Genomic DNA, 22,827 nt, shown 5'->3' with positions numbered 1-22,827 from the left:
GTAGGTGTACGCTTTTTTTACGTACTGCTACGATTTTTTGTGCACCAGCTCCTTCTTAATTTTAAGTATGGCAAAGCAGATAAGGCTACATTTTATTACAGGTACTTATGACAACCTCTGTTTTTATAAAATGGATGGTAAATATTATGTGCGTTGCAAAAGCACCCTTTCGGGTAAACGTGTGAAGTGCGATCCGGCTTTTAAAAACACAATGTACTATGCAGCGCTGATGGGTAACGCTTCAAAAGTTGCTTCTGAAATTTACAGGCAGATACCGGCAACAAAGAAAGTAAAAGGTTTATACCGCAGTATTACGGGTGCAGCGATGCAACAACTGAAAGCGGGAGAAAGTACAGAACAGGTTTTAAAAAACCTAAGATCTTTTTATTTAAAAAAGCCCATTGAAAAGAAAATCGTAAAAATCATTTCAACACCTGACCTGTTATTTGCAGAATTGCTATTAGCATACTTATTTACGGACTGCATGGTAGCAACAGGAAATTATTCTTCTATCGATTTTGTTCCTGATCCTCCATAATAACAAATGTGATCAGCTTTTATAACGGCACCATACACTGATTTTTTACAGGATACAATGATCTTTTAGCACACCGGGAAAGGCTGTAACAATGTTACCTGCCGCATCGGTTATAACAGTAAATTCATTAACGGTGGTTCCGCTATAGTCGTGTCCGATGGGTGAAGTAACTTTTAGCACGCGATAAAAATTAAGGCTCCCGGAATTGCCTGCGGCTGTATGTCGGCGGCGAGTTTGATATGATTAACAATGTCTGCAACAGGTATGGTAAATTTACCAGATTGCGGATGACGACTGACAGCATTATAATGTTTTTCGATAATATGTGCCAGCGCACCAATAGAGAGATAATATGTTTTTCTTTGAAGTTTGCTTTTGTCTTTTACAGGTAGCGGCATCAATGCATCCCTGGATAATTTATCTACCCATAACTGTGTATCTGCGAGCAGGAAAATGAGTCTTATGAATTCAGGTTCGTTGTACATGGTTTTGATAACCGTTTGTTGGTTGTTTTAATCTTTCTTTTTAATGCATTGGCAAGCTGCCTGATCTTTTTATTTTTTGCATTAAGCATGAGTTGTGCAGCATTGATAAACTGCAATTGCATGCTGTAATCTTTGAGATAATAAGGTTCCACCCCGAGCAGCGTGCCCAGTAGCTCTGCCTCCTGTTCATCTATGATTGCACCTGATTCCATATTGCTGTATTCATATTCCGGAATTGCGGTTTGCTGACAAACCATGCGAATACTAAAACCGGATGTTAGCGGCAAGGCTGGAAAAGTTGCTGAAAAGATAAATTACAAAAATTAATTCTGTATGACCGCTTTTATAAGCGGTCTTTTTATGCAATAGAGTCAACAAAGAAATTTTATGTAATAAATATATTTTAGTATTATTGAAAAACAAAGCCCTTACCCTGCAACCCTGTGAGTAAGAAAGCGAAGCATTTTCATCAAAGGGAAAAAAAGACAGATATGTAACCCTGAGTCCGGTGTTACTTGACTTACTTAGAAGTTATATCAAGAACTACCAACCAAGACCGGTTACTTATTTATTTGAAAGCGAACAAACAGGTAACGCATACCCGCCCAGAACAGTACAAAATCTTTTACAATGCGAAACTGAAAGCGGGAATCAGAAAAGAAGTTGGCATTCATAGTTTACGCCACAGTTTTGCAACCCATTTGCTTGATAAGGGAACAGATATTAAATATATAAAGGAGTTACCGGGACATTTCGATATTAAAACAACAGAAAGATATTTACACGTAAGTAAACAAAAACTTGTAAATATTATAAGCAAATTAGATGATCTATTGAAGAATGAAAATATAGAATGGTAGGGTGGATTGTCCTAACGACAATATAAAATGTATAACGGCTAAATGGTTGGTTTTCAATAACACAAAAAATATTACATTGCGTATAATAACGCCAATACACACGTTGTAAGCCATACTATCATGACACACCAAACTAAATTAGCCATCCTAATTTTATTGATTTTTTCTTTGCACACCTATGGACAAAACTCAACAGGATTCGAAATAGCAGGAGAAATTGAAAACGCTGATGGCAAAAAAATCTATGTAGCTCCAACGGCACAAGCAAATGCAATTGACTCTGCAATTGTAAAAAGTGGAAAGTTTACTTTAAAAGGCAAAGTAAAAGAGACCGATTATTACTCTTTATTGGTAGAAGGGCAACCGGCTTACTTCCCTTTTATTTTAAGCAATGACAAGTTAAAATTTAAAGGTAATGCTGACTCATTACGACAGGCTAGTATCAGTGGTTCTAAAGAATTAAAATCTGCCCAAAAACTAAGGGCTATTATTAAACCCTTTTTTGCATCTCAATCAGCATCCTTTGACAGTGTCTTTGCTGCATATAACCGTGGCGACTCTGCAACAGGTAAAAAGTTTGAAAAACTAAATGTTGCGATTACTAAAAGAATAAACGACTCTATTGCCCGCTTTATTAAAGCACATCCATCATCTTACATTAGCCTTGCTCAACTCAATGAACTTCAAAAAAGCTATGGAATACAAAGAGCAAAAAAGCTTTTCATGTCGTTGTCGCCTATCTTGAAAAATCATAGTGTTGGCAAGCAGTTGAAGTATCAAATATTTGAAGCGGAGCAGCTCACGGCACTTAACAAAAAAGCAATTACTTTTCAACAAGCTGACACAGCTAATAATATTGTTCGTTTATCAGACTTTATTGGAAAATATGTTTTAATTGACTTTTGGGCAAGTTGGTGTGGACCCTGCCGTGCTGAAAATCCCCATCTAAAAAAAGCTTATTTAAAATATTTTCCTAAAGGCTTTGACATATTAGGTGTATCACTTGACAATAACAAAGCAGCTTGGATAAAGGCTATTACCAAAGATGAACTTCCATGGAAAAACGTATCTGATTTAAATGGCTTTAAAAATTCAGTTGCAAAAAGTTATGCAGTAACAGAACTACCAACCAATTATTTGCTTGACCCACAAGGAAAGATTATTGCGAAGAATTTAAAAGGTGACAGTCTAATTGAAAAGCTAAAGTCTCTATTTGGAGAGTGAGAAGTACGGCTTACAACATTGGTATTGCCAATAGTGCGGCTGGACATTGAAACAATTAGCAGCAATAATTTTGTTGTACTGCGGTTCGGGGCTCGACGAATAATGCCCAGCTTTAGTTCTTAATATTTAACTTTATCAAAAAGCCAGGCAGTTGTTCCCGGCGGACGAAATTCTATTTCCCCACCATCGGCAATACCTGCCCGTTAGCGGTTATTTTATGGTGACACTTCGCAATTTCATATCGGCATCTTTAGGGCTGTTTCTTTTGGCACAGTGCAACACTAAACAAGACAGGAATAGTGCGACACAGGTTTTATCGTCATCAACCAAGACACAAACTCAAAATTCACTGACTGGTGCGTGGAAATATAGTAACACCATTTGGTACTCTTCTGAGTTGACACTGCAAGACAATGGAACTTTTAAATTTCATGACCAAGGTTGTTATGGACAAAAAATCTCACAAGGGCAATGGACTAATGACAATGGAACAATTATCCTGACCAGTTTTGACACCTTTAAACAAAAAGAACAGACGGACACAATCAAATCAACAGAAGTCGCAGAGCCTAAAAAAGCAAAACGAAAACTAAAAAAAGGAGAAGTTGAATATACGTTCGTAGGTTTCAAAGATGCTCCGTCACCTGTTTTGCCGGGGCCTAATGACACCGTTCGTATTTACTTAGACAAAATTCAACTGCAATTAAAAAACGACACTTTGTTTTGTGTAGGTTCTGACAAGTTACCCGAAGGAGCAAAGTTCTATCGGACTAAAAACAACCGCTAACATTGGGTTTTATGCAAGTTGGGCACGACAAACAAACATCAGCAAATTGCAAATCCAAGCTGTAGTTCGAGCTGGACAAACAACTTTCAACTTTAGTTCTTAAATTCAACTTTATATTTTCAATCAGCAGCGGTTGTCGGCAGACGGAATGCTATTTCCCAACCTGCATAAAGCCCTGCTCGTTGGCTGTAATTGTAGACCGACTTCAACCATAAATTGACCTTGACATGGTAGCAACATCATCAATTAAGCCTTATAAAATGATAGTTTTACTAATTGTATTATTTAGTTTGAACACTAAGATGAATTTTTCTCAAGTGCAAACAAATACAGGAAGTATAACTATAGCCAAGGGACAATTATTGGATTCAATTTTCCCAATAGACAATATTGTAACTATAAAAGTTAAAAATTACAGCGGTATACATACTTTGACGACAAAGGAATTTACGATTTTAAAAGAGCAACTTAAGAAAGCAAAGTTTGCTGGCGGACTTTTAATTAAGCCAGGACATATTATACTTGAAGTTAAACTTAAAGACAACACTTTTCTATCATCAGGACTGGTTTATGCTTCAACTGGTGCAATACATTTTGACGATGCTACCGACAAGAATAAAAACAAATTTAGTGGGACATTTTATTTGCCAACTAAATTGAATTTTGACAATTACAAATAACCTGGGGACAAAACAACTACAGCCAACCTTGCATTGGCAAAAGCACGGCGGACGAATAACGCATCGGCTATAATTTCACGGAGGAACGGTTGTTTCGGCGACAGTGGTGCTACTGAAAATTGGTAATATTCAATCAGCTATTTATAAACAATCAGCTTTGGTACCAGGCGGCATAGAATAAATGCCGTGCCTTCGCCAATGCATGTGCGTTGTGTGCCATGTAACCGACCATTCTACTAATGCGGTATTTATTTGTAGTCATATTATTTTCCGTTTTGACTTCTGCTGACAACAAAGTATTCAGCAGAGTAAACTCAATTGATACTAGCCATTTTTATTCAATAGTTGACAAGGGACAATTTGACACATTGAAGGGCTCAGACTTTACTTGGATTATTTTTCAACCAATCAATGACACATTATCCGGTGACCCTGAAAGGAGAGCTGTATCAGCGGGAATACTTACCGACAAACAAAAGGCTTTGTTTTATATATGGGAACTTGAAAGGGCGGTTATTGGCGGCGAATTAGGCTTTGCAAACTTTTACTACAATTACAAGTCTTATTACTCGGAAACGGTCAAAGCATTAAAGCTTATCAATGATACAAGTATGCTAAAAGTTGTTGAGGGTGTGAACAGAGTTTATTTGGCAAATAAAGCTTCTATCACGCAAAAGTTTAAAACTTGGGACTGGAAGTATATCCAGAGAAAGTTCAAGCCCTATGACAAAGCTTTTATTGCTCAACATGAAAAGACAATGAAGCTGCTGGAAACCTTTGTCAGATTACACGCAGATGAATTTGTAAGATTTAAGAACCGATAAACACGGGCACACAACAGGTGGTGACTGATGCACAACTACCTCAAAAAAATTAATCGATTACTATCTGGCTGTTATTAAATCAGTTTATTGTTGTTATACCTGATTTTGTTTTTTTACGAGGTGTAAATGATAGGTGTCTCTATACATACTGACAAAGCTTAAAACAAATAAAAAAGTGTTTTGCAGATTTATCTGCAAAGCTTTTGTATCAATCTGTACTTTTCTTGTTGTAAACCTCATCAGTTTTTTAATATTATAAGCAATAGCTGCCATCAGCATACATTTATTAGCCTGTCTTATACCCCTTGTGTTTACCCGCCGCATGTTTAAGAAGTTGACCAGTGTGCCAAGTACAGGTTCAACTGTTGCACTCCTTATCTTTTTCATCCGTTTGGCTTTATTAGTTTGTAGTCTTGCATGCATACGATCATATAAAGGTTTATCAACAGAATCATCTATCTTTTTAAAGTCACTCTTGCCGATGCATTTGCTTCTTAATGGGCAGTGACCACAGTCTTTACTACTGCTCCGGTATACTTTCATCTGGTAACCAAGACTTGTTGTTGTAAGTTTTTTAAAAGGCAGATGCACACCTCTTGAACAGGTGTAACGATCATTTTCTTTATCATAAGTAAACCCGTCCCTTGATGGTTTGTACTGACCAAAGTTGGGTATATATCCTTCAATATTATTATCTTCCAATGCCTGCAATGCTGTGCCGCTGCTATAACCTGCATCTGCCAGTACTTCGTCTATTTCAAGATCGTGCTGCTGTAAATTATCAATAGTATTCTTTAATAAGGAGGATAAACACTGAGAGTCTTTTTTATTGGCATGATCTGCCTGTATCTGTGTAATGACATGATGCGCTGTATCTACTGATACCTGTGCATGATAATTTAATTGCCTGGGCTTACCCGGCTTTACAGATATTCTTGCATCTGCATCCGTAGTGCTGTAATGCGTGTGATTGCTTACAAATTTTGATGCTGCCTGCTGTTCTTTGCTCCCTTTGGGCATATCCTTATACGCCTTGGCTTTCCACCCATGATGAAGATCAACAGATCTTTTTCTTGCTGATGATACAGTTTTGTTTTGTTTATCGCCGTCATCCGTATCATTGAGCTCATCTGTATAATCATCCCCGTCATCGAGTACTGCTTTTTCTGCAAGCCTGCTCATGCTTGCATTAGCTTTTACGGCAACACTATCCATAGCTTGTCTTCTGCCTGCTACCATGCCTTTATCAATACATTGCTTTAATACCTGCCTGAACAGATCCTTAAATACAGACTCTCCATACAACTGTCTTGTTCTGCTTAAAGTACTGTGCCATGGTAAGGCTTCGTCTATATCATAACCAATGAAAAAAAGCATATCCAAACGCATGCTAACTGTGTTAATGATGCGTCTGTCGCTACCCAGGTTCTCTAAATAACCAATAAGAATTAGTTTGAAAAAAACAACAGGGTCAATGCTCTGTTGACCTTCTGTACCATAATACTTTTTTGTAGTGGTATATAGCCATCTAAGATCAAGCAGCTCTTTAAGTCTGCGGTAAAAGTTATCCTCCGGTACACGATCTGATAACTGAAATGATTTAAAGAGTTGTTCGTTGTATTGTTTTTTCCCTTGCATAAAAAATATCAGCAAAAATTATTCTGCTTCTTCATTCATTCACATAGTGTGAGTATCTTAGTTGTGCAACACGCACATTGGGTTTTATGCAAGTTGGGCTCGACATTGTAACATCAGCTAATTGCAAATCCAGGCTGTCGTTCGGGCTCGACGAATAAATCTCAACATTAGTTCTTAAATTCAACTTTATTGCATCTATCGTCAGCAGTCCGGGCCAGACTTTCATCGTTCAGCATTTGTACATATCTTCATCTACAGGTTCGCTGTTGGGCTAACTTTCCAGGCTGAAGGAAGTCGATTTCCAGCACAGCAGCAAGCCCTACCGTTAGCCACCAGTTTAAAAAGACACTGCATCTAAAATGTTAGAATTATTAAATTATATAAATAAATTTCAAAAACTTGATAATGAGACAGCACAGGCTGTACAGAATCTATTTGTAGAAGAAGTATACAAGAAAGATGAATTACTTGTGGAAGCAGGAAAAATTTGCACTAAGGTATTCTTTATAAAATCGGGCTTTGTACGCAGGTTTTTCATATACAACGAAGAGGAAGTAACTATTTGGTTTTATGGCAGCAATCAAATGACTACTTCTATGCCCAGTTTTTTTGAACAAAAACCTGCATATGAATATTTACAGGCATGTGAGGATACTGTGATTTATTCCATCTCTTTTAATGACGAACAAAAACTCTTGGATAAATATCCATTGTTTACTAAATTTCATACAAAGCAGTTAAGATACTTTCTTGCCGGTATTGATGAAGTTAACTATAGATTTAAGTTAATGACAGCGAAAGAAAAATATAATGCCATGCTAGCTTTTGCTCCCGAAATCATGCAAAAGGCAAAGTTGAAACATGTCGCCTCATTTTTGGACATTACCCAAGAAACTTTGAGCCGCATCAGAGCTTCAATTATTTGACCTAATGTCAAATAATAATCTCCCTTTTTAGTTCATATTTGGCTCTAAATTCTTGTTATGAAAATTTCAATAGTAGTATATGATACAAGGGGGGGAGTTCAACCAATGCTTGCATTAGCAGATGGATTGATAAAAAGGGGACATGAAGTATTGTTTTGCGCTAATCCGGAGAATGAGAAGTTAGTAACAAGTTACAATTGTCCTTTCAGACCTTTCGGTCCAAATGTGAGAGAACAAATGAAAATAAATGCCGCCGCTAAAAAATCGCCGGATAGTTTTTCGTCTGCTAAAGGACTAAAAAAGGAGATCGAAAAACAGATAGAGTTTCTTCCGAAAATTATTCAGGGGTCAGATTTAGTGTTAGCTTCCGGAATTGTTTTTGGCGTAAGGTCTGCTGCTGAAATTGCCAAAGTCCCTTTTCGATTAGTAATTTTTTACCCTTCGGCATTAGGCCCAGGAAACACCGGTTCTTTTCTGGAACGTTTGAAATTTAATATGGGCATGTCAATGCTAAATAAACTACTAAAAGGCACAATAAATAAAAAAAGAAAAGAAGGAGGGATATCACCTATTAATAATGTAGTTAAATATTTTGGAGGTGATAACATAATTGTTGCTTCTGATGTTGTTCTAAATAAAGTACGAGATGGTGTTAAGGCAACATACACCCAAACGGGTTATATGTTTTTATCTCCATTGCAAGAATTATCCAAGGATGTTGAAGACTTTATCACAGCCGGGAAACCTCCTGTATTTATTAGCTTTGGCAGTAACCCAATATCAAATCCTGGTAAGTTAACTGATATATTTGAAGAGGTATCAAAGAAAACAAACCAACGATTAATAATATCAAAGGGATGGGCAGAACTGGCAACAATTAATTCTTCACCCAACGTCTTGTATGTTGATGATGTTCCGTTTGATTTGTTATTTCCTAAAATGACTGCAATCATACATCATGGTGGAAGCGGTACGATGGCGTATGCAGCAAAAGCAGGTGTTGCCCAAGCTGCATTTCCCTATATGTTTGACCAGTTTGAGAACCGTAAGACAATTGTCAAATTAGGATTGGGTCCACATTCTTGTGATTTTAAAAAGATATCAGTTTCTGCTTTAATAGCCGCAATCAATGATTGTGTAAACAATAAGAGGTATAAAGAAAACGCATTAGAGATAGCACAGAAACTACAAGACTCAAAAGGTTTGGAAAAGACGATCGCATTAATTGAAAAGATTTGAATAATAAACCGGTGGCTAACAAGTGCATTTGTAAAAGCATGGCTTGACCAGCCGCAATGAGCAGCAGTAATTCTTATCATCTTTTGTTATCAGCCGACATTACGCTATTGAACATTTGTAATTATCTTCAACCTTAGTTTTTCAACTAAACATTTGTATCAGGCTGACGGAACGAGAAATTCCATGCCTTCACAAATGCTTTAACGTTAGCGGAAACCCTGGGGTGACAGTCAAAAGAATTACAAATTATGCATGAAATATTCTATCGGTTATTGGGGCCAGACGATCTTGGCGAATATCGTAGGATTAGAATCAATTGCCTCGAACAATATCCAAATAATTTCGGAACAACTTCCCAAGAAGAGAGAAATTCTGAAGTTTTGAAATTAGATAATTCAATTTCCCAACCTGACAGTTATAATTTTACAATCGGCGCATTTAATACAGATAAAACATTAATTGGCATATGCGGTTTCCTCGCTGAAACAAGGCAAAAAACAAAACATCGTGGCGAGGTAGTTCAAATGTTTGTTGACCCTAACTATAAAGGACAAGGTGTAGGGCAAATCTTATTACAAAAAACCATTGATAAGGCATTTAGTAGCGAGTTGATTGAGCAAATAATTTTGAGTGCTGTTTTCGAAAATGAAAAGGCAGTGAAACTTTATAAAAGGGCAGGTTTTGTTGAATATGGCCGGCTTCAAAATTATTTCAAGTCTGCCACAGTATATACAACTCAATCATTTTTTGTCTTAAATAAGCCGGGCATCCGCTAACATGGGGTCACTGTTGCACAACCATAATTTCAAAAAGTTACATTTATTCTCCATTTCAAAAAGCATTTAGAAGCTATTAGAGAGAAGCTATTTTTACTTTCCTGTAAAACACATTTTACAGACAGAAAATTTTAATGCCGCTATTGGGCTTAAAACAAGTCGCTGTACAATGATTTTTAAAAAGTCAAAACCTGCTGCCTTGTTTGCTTTTATAAGTGCCATTGCTTTGATTGCTGTCTTAGGTGCATTATACCGCAACCATTTCTTAAGGTTATATACTGTAGCCGCCAGTAACAGCATTTTGTTGGCTGCTTTTATTCCTCTTGCATTTAAACGCTTCATGCCGGTAAAATTGATCAGTGTGCCCCATACCGGTTCTACCGTACTACTGCCCTTTCTCTTCATCACCCTTGCTTTTACGGTCTGTTGTCTTGCCTTTGCTCTTTCCAGTTCTGCTTTGTATATACTGTGCTGTACTTTTTTTGTTTTGGCTTTATCACTGATGCAGGTCTTTCTTAATGGACAATTTTTACAATCACTTTGTAATGAAAAATATTTCTTTACCAGGTGACCTCTTCCATCGTCTACTACTCTGCCACTTCCTTTTAATATCTTATTGTTTTGACAGATATACCAATCATTCTGTTCATCATACATAAATCCTTCACTGCCGCTTAATGCTCCACCCAGTAATGGTATATACGCTGTGATGTTTTGTTGTTCCAGGTACTGATAATTTTTCTCCGCTGCTATAGGCTGCATCTGCAAGTAGTTTTTCTATCTCCATCCCATGATGCTGTAGTCTTGCCTGCAGTTGTCTTGTTACCGTTATTAAATCCCTACAGTCTTTAACATCTGCTGTAAAACTCTGTGCATGGGTAATTACATGATGTGCTGTATCTACTGCTATCTGACCATTGTAATACAATTCTCCTGGTTTACCTGGCTTTACGGCTATTCGTGCATCCGGATCGGTGGGACTGTAATGTGTTTTGTTGCTTAAAAACTTACCCCTGCTTTCACTGCCCGGCATCTCTTCATAATTTTTCTCCTGCCGCTGATACCTCGTATCTAATTCTTTTAATTCTCTCGCCTGCTGTTCATCATCGCCATCCATATGTTGCTGATCTTCATCTGCCCTGTTTATTTTTGCTGGTCTGCGTGCTGTAGTATTTGCTTTTATGTTTTCCAGTAAATATTCATCCACACTTTTATTTACCTGCTTTATTTCCAGACTATCCTTGCTTGCATTGGCTTTTAAAAATGCCCCATCTACTGCCTGTGTGGGGCCTGCTATCATGCCACTCTCCATGCATCTTTCAAATACCTGCTCAAAGAGTTGTTTAAATACTTCTTCTCCATACAACTGTCTTGTCCTGCTTATTGTACTGTGCCATGGCAATGCTTCATCTATATCATAACCTAAAAACAATCTTATCCCTAAACTGTCTGAACAAAATTCTATCAGCTTACGATCACTGGTTATGTTGTTGATATAACCTATTAAACACATCCTGAAAAACACTACAGGATCTATGCTTTTCTGACCTTCACTGCCATAATACTTTGTGGTGGCTTTATACAGCCAATCCATTGCTATTACTTTTTTTAACCGCCGGTAGAAATTATCCTGCGGCACCAATTGCTCCAGCGTAATCGTATAGAGCATTTTTGGTTCTATTTGCTTTTTGCCTTGCATGAATTATTCTCAACAAAAATTATTCTGTTTCTTGCTTCATTCACATCATGTGGGTATCTTAGTTGTGCAACAGGTACATTGCATTTGTGTTATGTCGGCGGACTGATAACGCCGTTTCAACTGTGTGCTACTATCAGCTTCTGCCCCAGCCCGATGTTATACATTGAGCAATAGAATTAACAATGAACTTTTGTATTTTACATCATCATTTGTACCAGGCTGACAGATTTAAAATTCCGCCACAAACACAAATGCTTCAACGTTAGCGACCATTCTGCTTTCCGACAATTATCAAAATGACCTGGGTTGAGGATATCAGAGAATGTCATCTGTGTCTACATTTGTTCGCAAAAGAAATAAATAGTTTAACAAAATAATACTATATACATCAGCCGATGTAAAATTGCATTACAGAAAGATTGAATTATTTGTTTATTTACGTAAAGGCGAAGAATTGGAAAGAGCCATTTTGTTACCCGTATACAGGGAGAAAATTAAAAGTTACATTACATTCACCGATAAGGAATGGGAAGTATTTGCTGACTTTTTAGAAATTAAAAAACGAAACAAGAATGAGTGTTTTGCAACAACCGGTGAAATTTGTGAAGATTTGGGTTATATTTTTAAGGGCTCAGTGCGTTACTGCAGTATAGTTGATGGATTAGAAATAACAGGATATTTTGCTTTTGAAAACAACTTTGTTACTGCTTTAAAAAGCTTTCTTACAGGCTATCCCTCTCTATATGATATCATAACACTGGAAAAAACAATTTTTATAATCATTTCAAAAAAGAACATGCAGGTTTTATTAGAACATCCTTTGCTGTCTTTTAAAATGGAAAGATTGGGGAGGTTAATATCAGAACGGTTTAATATACTTTTTGAAGACCGCATAAAATCATTTATTGTAAAAACGCCTGAAGAAAGATACCTTGATTTATTAGAATCGGGGCAAGACATTGTAAAACGTATACCGTTGCAATACATTGCACAGTTTATAGGCATTACGCCAGTGTCACTTTCACGTATCAGAAAGAGAATTCACCAGTATCATCACAGCTGAGTACATTCATTTTAAATAATGTTGACTGCATTATTTCTTATCTTTTGTTTAGTGATGTTGATTTGCCTTTCTCGAATTTTGAAAAAAATTAAAAGGCATGCAAATAATTATTATTTCATTTCAGTTGTTTCTTTGTTTGGCATTACTCATCGCTGCTTCTATTGTTACCCTCCGGCCGCAAATGTTTAAGCAATTAGAAAACATCATCCCAAAAACGCGCTGGGGGCGCATCATACAGGCTTCGTTTTTGTGGATTGCTTTTATTACAAATGTGGCTGGTATTCCAGTACCCTTTCTTGTTTTTTTTGCATGTTGCATTGCCTTTGCCACTACCATTCCTTTGGTATGCAGAGCAGCCCATTTAAACGTTGCCAAATTGTGGGTGTTGCCTGCTTTGTTAATGATTTTATCGGTGCTGGTTGGTATAGCTAAGCCGCTTGGCCTTAAAGTGATTGCCCTGCCAAAAGCAGACGAACTGCCTTTAAATATATGTTCGGCTCGTATTATTAAAACCTACGACGAAGGCCTCTGGTTTGAAGGAATTGCTGCAGGAGAAGATGGCACGCTTTATTTATCAGGAAACCGGGATATCGATTTTTCAAGAGACGATTATTATCACGTTGCACAGGGAGAGTTGATTGAACGAAAACCAGATGGCTCAGAGCATATCTTGTTCAAGGCCCCAAAAGGAAATACATCTGGCGTTCCTTTTTTAGCGCCCGATAAATCAATCTATCTCACCAGCCACGGAGAAACCTCTTATATATGGCGCATCAATAACGGCAACAAGCCAGTGCAAATAGTTCAGTTTCCGAAAAATGCCTGGCCCAATGGTTTAGATGAAGGGCCAGATGGTATGCTGTATTCGGCAGACAGCCAGCTCGGTGTAATATGGCGAATCGACCCCAATACCGGCCGTTTCGAAGAAGCAATGCGTGACCCTTTATTACTGGCCCGGCCGTTTATTTCACTGGCGCCAGGAGCCAATGGATTACATTTCAAAGGGCGTGATCTGCTTGTAACAGTATCTGACCGTACCACACTGCTTAAATACGCTGTGGATGAGAAAGGCAAGTTTGGTAAGTCAACGGTAATTGCCACGGGTATCCCTGGTGATGACTTTGCTATAGGTCAGGATGGTTCTTTATTTGTAACTACCCATCCTTATAATACAGTTGTTAAAATATCACCTGCGGGCGAGCGAACAATTATCGCAAAAATGGAACAGCATATCAATGGACCAACTGATGCCATTTTTGGTAAATCAGCACAGGATATTCATACCCTTTATGTAGTAACGGATGGTGGAGCTTTTACTGGCGGCCCCAAGACCAGGGGACAACTTATTGCCCTGGAGCCATAGCGTAGGAAATAATTTCACCTGGAAAGTTACAAATAGGACAATTGCCTTTGTCCGTTTTATTGCAGGCAGGGCAAACATTTTATAATTCAATTGTAAAGCATACCTAATAATTGAACGTTTATAAAAATGAACTAAAAAAAACGAGCCGCTAACATCAGGCTCCTAAAGCGTTATGAGAGGTTCAATATATTTATTAATGGTACTACATAGTTATAGTTGTACACTGTGGATTTGGATGATTGTGTGTTCAGTTGTTGATTATTGATACACCAGTTGCTGTTCAATCATTCAAAGACACAGTGGTATTTTTTATAGTCAGCTCCGCATCCTATTTGTAGTCTATCCTTTCAGAGAGCTACCTGCATCAGTTTTAGTTTAAGTAAAAACAGCTGCCTGCTTTGCGATGTGATCCTTCACTTTTTATTGTAATGCCACTCCTCATGTTGTGCAGTCGGCTTTGGTTTATGCTTTAATGATGAGCTTGATTATAGTTGTATAATTATTTTACAACTCCGCTTTGATATGGTATTCCGCTATTGATCACTGCACGTATACGGCTTAGTAATTTGTGCGCTACTTTAATGATTGACTTATTAGGTTCTTTATGCGCATGTTGACGGTAATATTGTTGCAGGGCCATATCTGTTCTTACTGCTACCCAACTGGCTTCTATCAATAAGCTTCTTAATTGATGGTTGCTTCTTTTGGTTAACCCCAAATTGATCTTGTTCTCACTGCTCTGGTAAATACCCGGTACTAATCCTACAATGGCTGCCAGTTCATCTAAACGGTTAAATCTCCTGATATCTCCCACTTCGTGACCCGCAAAATTCTTTTCAACGTAGTTTATCAGAACAAAGTGATCTGATGGCATTGTTACAGTTTTATTATCAAATAAATCTGTTTTAAAATGTACTGTCCAGCTTTTTTTGTGAACGTCCATACCAATAAATAACTTTGGTACAGCGGTAGTTTGAGTGTAATTCATTTTCTTGAATTTTAGGACTCTCAAATTATCGCTTTTACATAGATGCTTGGCAATAGCATGGCTGGACAATGTAACATTAGCTATGCGCAAGCATCAGCATCGGTTCGGGCTCGATGTTCAATTTTCAGCTTTAGTTCATAACTTCAACAACATATTTCCAATTGGCATTTGTACCGGGGCTGGACAATCAACGAATCCCCTGCCTTCGCAAATACTAGAACGTTAGTGGCCATTTTATGCAACCACCCTAATTACTGCATCTTTCAATAAAAACATGACACGCCTTTTTCTTCTCATCATCCTTTTTATCGGACAGACCTCTTTTGGGCAATCAGATACAAGTTTTGGCAAACCAATCTTTTGGTATCGTGTTAGCGACCCGTGGGCTATGTTTATGGGAGCAGAGGGCCCGCCCTTCATTTTGTATGACAATGGCAAAGTTCTATTTTGGAAAGGTGGTGGTTATAATGTGACACACCTTGACGAAAGCGAAAAACAGGAACTCATTGATGAACTAAATTTAAGAGATACACTTTTTCAAAAAAGCAGGTTTTATAATGCAACCAATCCTGACCCTGATGGTGAAATAATGGCAACAGACAATCCTTCTTATAGCGTTTTCGTAAGGCTTGACACCATGGTTCGGGTATCAGTTTACGGATATATTTCATCAAGAGATTATCGGAAAAGATTTCCATCGCAGGTTTTAAAAATTCATGACTTCGTTTTAAACTTTGACGCTGATAGATACACAAAGTGGATACCCGACAAAATTGAAGTAATGTTGTCTGACTATAGCCATTCACCAGACACACCAATTCAATGGCCTACAGATTGGCCTAACCTCAATAGCCCAGACACAAGAAAGCAAGAAGGCTATGTAACAAGCATATTCTTAGACAAAAAACATTTTAGCCAGTTGACAAAGCTCATAAAGAAAAGACGGGAAAAGCAAGCGTTTGAAATAAACGGTAAGAAGTATTTTATCGGTTATAGATTTCCAATACCAGGACTTTATTAAAAACGGCCACTAACATTGCATTGGCAATATGGCGGGGCGACGAATAGTTCTTAGCTTTTAGTTTATTGCTAAAACCTAATTTTTGTAAATCCAGTTTATCTACAAAAGCATCCATCAGCCTTACAGGATTATCTGCTGCTACATGGTCTTCCATTGTAGCAAAACAGGTTTGATTGCGGCTACTGCCTTGTATGAATTGCATACCTGATAATTACAAAAATCATACATGCTTTAGCCTGTTCACATTGTGTGTATATTTGAGTAACAACTGAAGTTTTTTCACAAACTGACGTTACCAGTAATTGCACAACAACACTCTGCTGCTTCAAACTTCCCCACATTTTTTCTTTGAAAAAATATTTTCAAAAATAAATTTGCGAAACCGAATAGTTGCGCATATATTTGCAACCGATTAGCTGCGCAAGTAAAAATTTAAACACAATGAGACGAGACATTTTCCAGGCAATAGCCGACCCGACAAGACGGGCAATTATTACCCTGATTGCATTGCAGGCAATGACACCAAACGCCATTGCTGACAACTTTCACACTACCCGGCAATCTGTTTCCAAACACCTGCGCATACTTACAGAATGCGAACTGGTAAAACAGGAACAACAAGGCAGGGAAATTTACTACTCACTTGAAATAGATAAAATGAAAGAAATAGACATATGGCTTGAGCAGTTTCGTAAAATCTGGGAAACCCGTTTCAACCAACTGGACAATTTATTATCAACAATTAAAAAAAAGAAAAAATGACAAACGAATTGCTATTTGATTTTACCGTTGACAAAACGAAAAAAACGGTATACATAACCAGAGAATTTGATGCTGAACTTTCACTGGTATGGGATGCTTTTACAAAAAAAGAATTACTTGACCAATGGCTGGCGCCTAAACCGATGGTATCTAAAACGAAATACCAGGATTTTAAAGTGGGTGGCAAAAGATTTTATGCAATGATAAGCCCCGACGGGCAAGAGCGTTGGGCGCTACAGGAATACACTTCCATTACTCCAAAGACCAATTTTAAAATGTATAATGCTTTTGCAGATAAAGATGAAAATCCTGAATTACCGGGTTCTGAATGGGATCATACTTTCAGCGAACAAGACGAAAAAACTACAGTTAGCATTACTATTTATAACGAATCGCTGGAAAGGTTAGAGAGAATACTTGAGGGCTTTACGCAAGGAATGAAAATGTCATTGAGCAACCTGGAAAATCTGTTGGCAACATTATCGAAAAAGCAGTAATAATTGTAATTGAAATGATTTATGTGTTTAAAACTTCTGTTAAGAACAAAAAACATATCAGGCAACTAAGTCCGCTTTTAAATAGTTTGTTACAACAGTCAAAATGGAATTTTGACCTTGAAGACTGCGACAAAATTTTGCGTATTGACTGTGATGAAAATGTAGTTTTTAAAATAATCGACCTGCTAAATATTCACAAATTTTACTGCGAAAAATTGGAGTAAGCATGAACATACAACAACAAATCAAAGCGTATATTTCCAGCCAGCCTGAACCAAAGCGTGGTGAGATGCAGGAGTTGCACCAACGCATACTTCAATTGCTGCCAAACTGTAAATTATGGTTCTTAGATGGCAAGGACAGTAAAGGAAAAATTGTTTCTAATCCTAATATAGGATATGGATCTTATAGCATAACATATACTGACGGAACGGCCAGGGAGTTTTACCAAATTGGTTTGAGCGCAAACGCAACCGGGATCTCTGCCTATATCATGGGTATTAAAGATAAAACATACTTAGCTCATACATATGGAAAAAAACTAGGCAAAGCAAGTGTGACCGGTTATTGCATTAAGTTCAAAACTTTGAAAGACATCAATATTGATATTCTCCAAGGGGCAATACTATATGGGGTTGCAGCAACGAATGAAAAAGGGTAACCTGATGAAATAGACTACCTGGAATAAGAAATAAAAACAATTTAAAAAAATAAAATTATGGCTCTTATCAATCCTCACATTAATTTCAACGGAAATGCAGAAGAAGCATTTACATTTTACAAATCAGTATTTGGTGGAGAGTTCGCAAAGATTGTTCGTTTCAAAGATCTGGCGAGTTCCGGATTTCCCGTTGCGGAAAAGGAAGAAAATAAAATTATGCATATTGTTTTGCCAATTGGTAAATATAGTATGTTGATGGCAAATGATGTTCCTGAAGCGATGGGAAGAACAAACGAAAATGAGAACAGAAGTAAAATTGTAATAACTGCGGAAAGTAAAGAAGAAGCAGACAAATTATTTAATGGGCTTTCAGCAGGAGGGCAAATAGAAGGTCCTATTGGCGATAGCCCCTGGGGTTCATATTTTGGTTGCTTTAGAGACAAATACGGTATTGAATGGATGGTAGACTTTGATCCAAAAAATAACGAACAAAAATAACCAAAGAAAAACAACGAACCGCTTACGTGGCTCTTGCTACAATGCTGGCAGGCGAATATATCTTTTCGTTGGTCAATTAACTATATTGCCAACAACTTTATAACACAACTTTTTCTGCTGCGATGGCTGCAAAAAAATGGCTGTGTAAATTGACCAGCCCCACGATTTGATGCACCAGCGAAAATGAAATCTTTTATTAAGCCGGTATTTTGTATCACAGGTAAATTATCATTGCTGCTCATATGCATCTTACAAATACTGCTGTACAAGTGTGCGACGCAACGAAGATGCCACCTGGTTTACAGCCGGCTCATAAAATAAATACCTGTTAAAATTATTGCAGTAAATGAGAGAGTATAATACCCGTTGCCACTGCGGCATTCAAAGATTCTGCGTGCCCGCTGCCGGGTATGGTTATAGCGTGTTTGATAAACGGCAATATATTACTGCGAATACCTTTTGATTCGTTGCCGATGACAAGTATGCCTTCTTTTATTTTTGTTGTTTTGTATATACTCTGACCATTAAGCAACGCCCCAAACACCGGAACTGATGCAGTGGACAGCCATTGCTCAATGTCTTTGTACCAAACATTAACCCTTATAATGCTTCCCATGGTTGACTGTACTACCTTGGAGTTGTAAACATCGGCTGTGTCTGTATTTGCAATGATTTGGGTTATGCCAAACCAGTCTGCTGTGCGTATAATGGTTCCGAGATTTCCGGGGTCTTGTATCCCATCCAGGACAAGTGTGATCTTATTTTTTTCAATTGGCTGGTGGGTTAATTTTTTTTGCTCTACGATAGCCAATACCTGGTTAGGCGTGGAGAGATTGCTGATCTTGTCGAGCTCATGCTGTTCGGTAATAATAGTAGCGGGGAAAGCTGCAGTGCCAGCCCATTCTTTTGTAGCATATATCTTTCTTATTACAAAAGGGCTGTTTAATAATTCATCTACCAGCTTTATACCTTCGGCAATAAAGAGTTCTGCTTCGTCACGCACTTTTTTGTGGTATAAACTTTGAATATATTTGATCTCATTCTTACTGATCATCTTTATGCGTTTTACCTGGAAACTGAGTAATAGTTTATTTTACCTGATACTTTTGAGTGGTTTTATAAGTTCCTGTACCGTTGTGAAAAACGCTCCTGCCGGTAAGCCATTTGTTTTTGACAATCAAATAAATATTACCGGTAATTTAAATAAAGATGAGAAAAAAAAGTTAACCAATGAACTGGGCAATTACTGGGATGATAGTTTGTTTGCACGAAAAGTGCAGCAGCTTGGCGTAAGATTCGTATTAAGAAACCCACCTGTGTTTGATACGCTGAATCTTATACGCACAGAAACTTTAATGAAAGGTTATCTTAACTCGCAGGGCTATTATAATGCAACATTTACAAATATTGATTCTTCTTACAGTTTTGATACTGTAGAAAACGAAATAAGAACAAAGATCAGTCTGAATATAGATCCCGGTAAAAGCCTTGTTATAGATTCGCTTTATTATGACCTGCAGGATAGTTCGCTTAATAAGATATCCACCAACAATGCCAGGAAGAGTTTTATTAAACAAGGTAAAACACCTTTCTCAAAGCAGGTGATCGCTACAGAGCTTGACCGCGAAGTAGCGCTTTTCCGCCAGCGTGGTTATTTTTTGTTAACCCGTGATAATCTTTTCGCAGAAGTAGATACCACAGACCTCTCCTTACTTGCTGTGACGCTGGATCCTTTTGAGCAGGCACAAAGAATTGCGGCTGCTGCGCAACGCAGATCCCAAAATCCTACCTGTATTGTGGCGATTAAAAAAAGAGAATCCAGAGATACGCTTCCTATATCAGAAGAATTACCTGTTTTTAAAAAATATTATATCGGCAATATTTATTATTATCCGGAAACAGGCCGTTACGACCAACCCGATAGCCTTATTACTGATACGGGTTCTATGAAAAGAATACATGTGAATTTTCATACGGAATTCTTTAAAAGCCCAACGCCGTATGTTCGTTTCAGGCCACTGAAGGAACACACCTATCAGCGTAAAGGCATTGTTTATAACGAAGAGAATTTTTACAAGACGCTCAATAATTTTAACCAGATTGGCGCATGGGAAAGGGTTGACTACAGAACTTTCATACGCGAAGACACTGTTGACTTTCACTATTTTCTTACTCCTGCAAAAAAACAAACCCTTGGTTTTTATATTGAGGCAAGCCGTAATACCGGAGACCTGCTGACCTCCGGAACGCTTATAGGTCTTGCGCTTAATACCAACTATATAAACCGCAACGTGTGGCATTCTGCTATACAATCAAATACCACATTTAGTAATGGTGTTGAGTTTAGCTTCCTGCAAAATAATTCGCTGCTGCAAACCTTTCAGTCAACGATCAATCACAGTTATACTTTTCCAAGGTTTATTCTTGTACCGCATTTTCTTGTTCCAAATCCTTATAAACTGGACGGCATAAAAACAAAGCTTGGCTTGAGTGCGTCTTATGTAGACAGAAAAGATTTTTACCGCTTACGTTCATTTGTTGCCAACTGGGGTTATGAATGGAAAAAGAAAAATATTTTATTTGCTGTAAAGATCCCCAATATTGAATTGTATTCTTTAGACACCCTGAAGTTGTTGGACAGTGCATTTAATGTGAACCCATTTCTCCGAACATCTTTTAATACAGGTACTGTAGTAGGTATGCAGGGAAGTATGATAATTTCTTATGCCGGTAAATCAACCAGGGTTAATAACCTGGCAAGATTTGCAGTAGAGGAGTCAGGCGCTGTTTTGGGAAGGATATCATCCTTTCATGATAAAATATATCAATACATAAAATTCGAAGCAGAATACCGAAAACTCATTACTTACCGTAAAACAGCCCTTGCATTCCGTGCCTTTGGTGGCGTTGGTTATAATTATGGCAAAGATGAACGATTTGGTAAAACACTGCCCTTCTTTAAACAATTTGTCGGAGGTGGGCCAAACAGCATGCGTGCATGGGGGCTGCGCCTGATTGGTTTAGGCTCCTCTATATCCAGTGATACAGCAGCATCGTTTCGCGACCGCTATGGCGATATGCAACTGGAAGCAAATACCGAATATCGTTTCAATATTGCAGAATTCAGCGCAGTAAAAGTGGGCAGTGCATTATTTGTGGATGCTGGTAATGTATGGAATCTTCATGCTAATGATGCATCTCAAAACAGCGAGTTTAGTTTCAACCGTCTTGGAAAAGATATTGCCATTGGTGTAGGCACAGGGCTTCGTTTTGATTTTGGTTATTTTATGATACGTGTTGATATGGGTATAAAACTAAAAGACCCTGCCCGTTATGAAAATAATGGATGGCTCAGCATTAAAGATTTTACCTGGAAGAACTATGAATATACCGATAAGGGTGCCCCCTCACGTAATAATTATGCCGTTCAGTTAGGTATTGGCCTGCCCTTCTGATGATCGTTTCAAATATTGTATATACTGTTCAAATGTTTCCAGTGTGTAAGCATCCCCTACACTAAAGTCACCAATCTTTGTTCTGCATAAACTGCTTAAATAGCCGCCGCAACCAAGTGTTGCGCCAAAGTCATTGGCAAGGCTTCTTATATAAGTACCCGTAGAACAAACCACCCTGAAATAAACTACCGGCATTTCAATTTTAGTAAGCTCAAAAACTGAAATAGTAACAGGTCTTGGTTCAGCAATTACTTCTTTCCCTTTGCGTGCAAGCTCATATAATTTTTTACCGTCTTTTTTTATCGCTGAATGTATCGGTGGTACCTGCATGATATTACCGGTAAATTTTTCCGCAGTGATCAGCAACTTTTCTGCTGTTATATTTTCTGTTGACTGAATATTCTCCGGCTCGCTTTCCAAATCAAATGTTGGCGTGCATGCACCAAGTGTAATGCTGCCGGTATATTCTTTTTCCATGCCCATATACCCGTTTATCTTCTTGGTAAACTTACCTGTGCAAATAATAAGTAACCCTGTAGCAAGCGGATCAAGCGTACCTGCATGGCCCACTTTTGAAACACCGGTAAGAATGCGTACTTTTTTTACAGCATCAAAAGATGTCCAGCGCAATGGCTTATTGATCAATATTACTTGTCCCTCCAAAAAAGGCTGCATAGCAGTATGCACAGGCTTTTGCTTCATTACAATTATATAAGGTGCGCAAAGGTGCAGTAAATTTTTCGAAGAAATATTTTTATGGGCCGGACTTGAGAATAAGCATCAAGCTTTCGTTGCGTCGCACTCTTGTACCCGTATCTATATATCATCAACCACACTAAATTC

The 22,827-nt window shown here is 37.8% G+C and carries 27 protein-coding genes; 17 read left to right on the top strand and 10 right to left on the bottom strand.

All coding sequences use genetic code 11. The features are described from left to right. Positions 1–67 precede the first annotated feature (67 nt). A complete protein-coding gene (locus FRZ67_RS17305; protein WP_147191569.1) occupies positions 68–538 on the top strand; it encodes a hypothetical protein in 471 nt (156 codons plus the stop codon). Between the two features lie 45 nt (positions 539–583). Here FRZ67_RS17305 and FRZ67_RS23795 read toward each other — a convergent pair whose 3' ends face one another. The 3 genes from FRZ67_RS23795 to FRZ67_RS17295 are packed head-to-tail and all read right to left on the bottom strand — an operon-like array spanning position 584 to position 1,310. After that, positions 584–718, bottom strand: coding sequence for a hypothetical protein (locus FRZ67_RS23795; RefSeq protein ID WP_262713645.1), 135 nt, complete (start codon positions 716–718; stop codon positions 584–586). Beyond that, entirely contained in the window at positions 712–1,023 is a 312-nt protein-coding gene (locus FRZ67_RS17300) for a hypothetical protein (protein WP_147191567.1), read from the bottom strand. The genes FRZ67_RS23795 and FRZ67_RS17300 overlap by 7 nt, the downstream gene beginning before the upstream one ends. Next, a complete protein-coding gene (locus tag FRZ67_RS17295; protein WP_147191565.1) occupies positions 999–1,310 on the bottom strand; it encodes a hypothetical protein in 312 nt (103 codons plus the stop codon). Before FRZ67_RS17295 ends, FRZ67_RS17300 begins: the two co-directional genes overlap by 25 nt. Before the next feature lie 285 nt (positions 1,311–1,595). Between FRZ67_RS17295 and FRZ67_RS23790 the strand changes: the two genes are divergently transcribed. The 5 genes from FRZ67_RS23790 to FRZ67_RS17270 all read left to right on the top strand — a co-directional run bounded on the left by FRZ67_RS23790 (position 1,596) and on the right by FRZ67_RS17270 (position 5,398). After that, entirely contained in the window at positions 1,596–1,883 is a 288-nt protein-coding gene (locus tag FRZ67_RS23790; protein ID WP_317131443.1) for a tyrosine-type recombinase/integrase, read from the top strand. Positions 1,884–2,003: 120 nt separating this feature from the next. Further along, on the top strand, positions 2,004–3,107 hold the full coding sequence (locus FRZ67_RS17285; protein WP_147191561.1) for a TlpA disulfide reductase family protein: 1,104 nt from the start codon (positions 2,004–2,006) through the stop codon (positions 3,105–3,107). 151 nt (positions 3,108–3,258) lie between these two features. Beyond that, a complete protein-coding gene (locus FRZ67_RS17280) occupies positions 3,259–3,894 on the top strand; it encodes a hypothetical protein (RefSeq protein WP_147191559.1) in 636 nt (211 codons plus the stop codon). A gap of 227 nt (positions 3,895–4,121) precedes the next feature. After that, positions 4,122–4,574: a hypothetical protein gene (locus FRZ67_RS17275; protein WP_147191557.1), complete on the top strand. Its 453-nt coding sequence runs from the start codon at positions 4,122–4,124 to the stop codon at positions 4,572–4,574. 368 nt (positions 4,575–4,942) lie between these two features. Beyond that, positions 4,943–5,398, top strand: coding sequence for a DMP19 family protein (locus tag FRZ67_RS17270; protein WP_158638394.1), 456 nt, complete (start codon positions 4,943–4,945; stop codon positions 5,396–5,398). 93 nt (positions 5,399–5,491) lie between these two features. Here the strand turns inward: FRZ67_RS17270 and FRZ67_RS17265 are convergent, their stop codons facing one another. Continuing rightward, positions 5,492–7,036 carry an IS1182 family transposase gene (locus FRZ67_RS17265; protein ID WP_225975381.1) on the bottom strand — a complete coding sequence of 515 codons (1,545 nt, stop codon included), beginning with the start codon at positions 7,034–7,036 and terminating at the stop codon, positions 5,492–5,494. A gap of 359 nt (positions 7,037–7,395) precedes the next feature. Here FRZ67_RS17265 and FRZ67_RS17260 point away from each other — a divergent pair, with 359 nt between their 5' ends. The 3 genes from FRZ67_RS17260 (at position 7,396) to FRZ67_RS17250 (ending at position 9,977) form a co-directional block, all read left to right on the top strand. Continuing rightward, positions 7,396–7,962: a Crp/Fnr family transcriptional regulator gene (locus FRZ67_RS17260; protein WP_147191553.1), complete on the top strand. Its 567-nt coding sequence runs from the start codon at positions 7,396–7,398 to the stop codon at positions 7,960–7,962. A gap of 57 nt (positions 7,963–8,019) precedes the next feature. Next, positions 8,020–9,201, top strand: a complete 1,182-nt coding sequence (locus tag FRZ67_RS17255; protein ID WP_147191551.1) for a glycosyltransferase — start codon at positions 8,020–8,022, stop codon at positions 9,199–9,201. Positions 9,202–9,449: 248 nt separating this feature from the next. Further along, positions 9,450–9,977 carry a GNAT family N-acetyltransferase gene (locus FRZ67_RS17250; RefSeq protein ID WP_147191549.1) on the top strand — a complete coding sequence of 176 codons (528 nt, stop codon included), beginning with the start codon at positions 9,450–9,452 and terminating at the stop codon, positions 9,975–9,977. Positions 9,978–10,070: 93 nt separating this feature from the next. On the opposite strand, the gene FRZ67_RS17245 is transcribed toward FRZ67_RS17250, so the two are convergent. After that, positions 10,071–10,739, bottom strand: coding sequence for a transposase (locus FRZ67_RS17245; protein ID WP_147191547.1), 669 nt, complete (start codon positions 10,737–10,739; stop codon positions 10,071–10,073). Beyond that, positions 10,642–11,646, bottom strand: coding sequence for a transposase (locus FRZ67_RS17240; RefSeq protein WP_158638393.1), 1,005 nt, complete (start codon positions 11,644–11,646; stop codon positions 10,642–10,644). Before FRZ67_RS17240 ends, FRZ67_RS17245 begins: the two co-directional genes overlap by 98 nt. A gap of 433 nt (positions 11,647–12,079) precedes the next feature. Here FRZ67_RS17240 and FRZ67_RS17235 point away from each other — a divergent pair, with 433 nt between their 5' ends. Beyond that, on the top strand, positions 12,080–12,739 hold the full coding sequence (locus FRZ67_RS17235; protein ID WP_147191543.1) for a Crp/Fnr family transcriptional regulator: 660 nt from the start codon (positions 12,080–12,082) through the stop codon (positions 12,737–12,739). 97 nt (positions 12,740–12,836) lie between these two features. Next, complete coding sequence (locus tag FRZ67_RS17230; protein ID WP_147191541.1) at positions 12,837–14,102, top strand: SMP-30/gluconolactonase/LRE family protein; 1,266 nt, start codon at positions 12,837–12,839, stop codon at positions 14,100–14,102. A gap of 499 nt (positions 14,103–14,601) precedes the next feature. Here the strand turns inward: FRZ67_RS17230 and FRZ67_RS17225 are convergent, their stop codons facing one another. Continuing rightward, positions 14,602–15,090 carry a transposase gene (locus FRZ67_RS17225; RefSeq protein ID WP_147191539.1) on the bottom strand — a complete coding sequence of 163 codons (489 nt, stop codon included), beginning with the start codon at positions 15,088–15,090 and terminating at the stop codon, positions 14,602–14,604. Positions 15,091–15,364: 274 nt separating this feature from the next. Here FRZ67_RS17225 and FRZ67_RS17220 point away from each other — a divergent pair, with 274 nt between their 5' ends. Continuing rightward, positions 15,365–16,111, top strand: coding sequence for a hypothetical protein (locus FRZ67_RS17220; protein ID WP_147191537.1), 747 nt, complete (start codon positions 15,365–15,367; stop codon positions 16,109–16,111). Here the strand turns inward: FRZ67_RS17220 and FRZ67_RS17215 are convergent. After that, the gene (locus FRZ67_RS17215) at positions 16,074–16,313 is read right to left on the bottom strand and encodes a hypothetical protein (RefSeq protein WP_147191535.1); all 240 of its coding nucleotides are present in this window, start codon (positions 16,311–16,313) and stop codon (positions 16,074–16,076) included. The two genes, FRZ67_RS17220 and FRZ67_RS17215, sit on opposite strands and share 38 nt — an antisense overlap. Before the next feature lie 239 nt (positions 16,314–16,552). Between FRZ67_RS17215 and FRZ67_RS17210 the strand changes: the two genes are divergently transcribed. From FRZ67_RS17210 to FRZ67_RS17190, 4 genes are all read left to right on the top strand, one after another. After that, entirely contained in the window at positions 16,553–16,873 is a 321-nt protein-coding gene (locus FRZ67_RS17210) for an ArsR/SmtB family transcription factor (protein ID WP_147191533.1), read from the top strand. Further along, positions 16,870–17,370: an SRPBCC family protein gene (locus FRZ67_RS17205; protein ID WP_147191531.1), complete on the top strand. Its 501-nt coding sequence runs from the start codon at positions 16,870–16,872 to the stop codon at positions 17,368–17,370. Before FRZ67_RS17210 ends, FRZ67_RS17205 begins: the two co-directional genes overlap by 4 nt. A gap of 226 nt (positions 17,371–17,596) precedes the next feature. Further along, positions 17,597–18,031, top strand: a complete 435-nt coding sequence (locus tag FRZ67_RS17195) for a DUF1801 domain-containing protein (RefSeq protein ID WP_147191527.1) — start codon at positions 17,597–17,599, stop codon at positions 18,029–18,031. Between the two features lie 57 nt (positions 18,032–18,088). Continuing rightward, positions 18,089–18,529, top strand: coding sequence for a VOC family protein (locus tag FRZ67_RS17190; protein WP_147191525.1), 441 nt, complete (start codon positions 18,089–18,091; stop codon positions 18,527–18,529). A 334-nt stretch (positions 18,530–18,863) separates the two neighbouring features. Here the strand turns inward: FRZ67_RS17190 and FRZ67_RS17185 are convergent, their stop codons facing one another. Next, on the bottom strand, positions 18,864–19,583 hold the full coding sequence (locus tag FRZ67_RS17185) for a TrmH family RNA methyltransferase (RefSeq protein ID WP_147191523.1): 720 nt from the start codon (positions 19,581–19,583) through the stop codon (positions 18,864–18,866). On the opposite strand from FRZ67_RS17185, the gene FRZ67_RS17180 reads away from it, so the two are divergent. After that, positions 19,561–21,984 carry a BamA/TamA family outer membrane protein gene (locus FRZ67_RS17180; protein ID WP_147191521.1) on the top strand — a complete coding sequence of 808 codons (2,424 nt, stop codon included), beginning with the start codon at positions 19,561–19,563 and terminating at the stop codon, positions 21,982–21,984. The genes FRZ67_RS17185 and FRZ67_RS17180 overlap by 23 nt on opposite strands. Here FRZ67_RS17180 and truB read toward each other — a convergent pair. After that, the gene (gene truB, locus FRZ67_RS17175) at positions 21,961–22,686 is read right to left on the bottom strand and encodes a tRNA pseudouridine(55) synthase TruB (RefSeq protein WP_225975380.1); all 726 of its coding nucleotides are present in this window, start codon (positions 22,684–22,686) and stop codon (positions 21,961–21,963) included. The two genes, FRZ67_RS17180 and truB, sit on opposite strands and share 24 nt — an antisense overlap. Positions 22,687–22,827 lie beyond the last annotated feature (141 nt).

Origin of the sequence: Panacibacter ginsenosidivorans (assembly GCF_007971225.1) — a bacterium.
GTDB classification, from domain to species: Bacteria; Bacteroidota; Bacteroidia; order Chitinophagales; family Chitinophagaceae; genus Panacibacter; species Panacibacter ginsenosidivorans.
Note: the sequence above shows the minus strand (reverse complement) of the source record. Positions and strands in the feature narration are given on the sequence as shown.